This is a genomic window from Candidatus Symbiopectobacterium sp. NZEC135 (genome assembly GCF_025962695.1).
Map to the genome: position 1 here is coordinate 1 of NZ_JAGFPF010001308.1, position 603 is coordinate 603.

At 58.7% G+C, this 603-nt stretch carries 1 protein-coding gene and 1 pseudogene; both read right to left on the reverse strand.

The genetic code is table 11. From position 1 onward, the window contains the following. The coding region (locus tag J5224_RS33985) for an NADH-quinone oxidoreductase subunit C (protein ID WP_264629262.1) at positions 1–404 on the reverse strand (404 nt) is incomplete at its 3' end. Continuing rightward, a pseudogene (locus J5224_RS33990) lies at positions 397–603 on the reverse strand (4Fe-4S ferredoxin); the annotation flags it as partial. The gene J5224_RS33985 and the pseudogene J5224_RS33990, both read right to left, overlap by 8 nt.

A 603-nucleotide genomic window follows, 5' to 3' on the forward strand; every position in this document is an offset into this window, starting at 1 on the left:
AGTCGGGTGGGATTGGGATGGCCCACCGCATTCAGATCGTACAGTTCCATAAATTCTCGCTCATTCCAGTCGGCGTTACAGAACACCGGCGTCAGTGACGGCACATCGCGCTGGCCTGCGGCAAGAAACACCGTCAGGGTCAGCGTTGAGCCATCAAGGTCAAAATGGTAGGCAATCTCGTGGATGTCGGTCGGTTCGCCGCCCAGGCGCTGATAAGCACTGATGGTATGCAGCCTTCCGCCCAACTGCTTGATGGCAAGCGCGGCGGGTAACAGTTGTTCCGTGTCAGCCAGACGGCTCCAGGCGCTGACGACGCCCCATTTGTTAATGCGCGTTTCGAAGGAGAAACCGGCGGTGAGTTGTTGATTAAACAGGCTTTCAACCTGTGTAATGTCGTCAATCATGGTGCTTCTCGCAGAGATGAGGGGGCAACGTCCGGTAGGTAATGCCAGGATGGTTAATCTGGTTGATGCCCGGCGTGTTTTGCTGAGCGGCGGTGTGCGTGCGGCGACAGTCGGGGCAGCGCAGACTCAGCGCCGGGTCGACGCCACCCGGCGTCTGGTAGACGTTATCCAGCAGCGCTGCACTTGGGGCGAGAAAGGC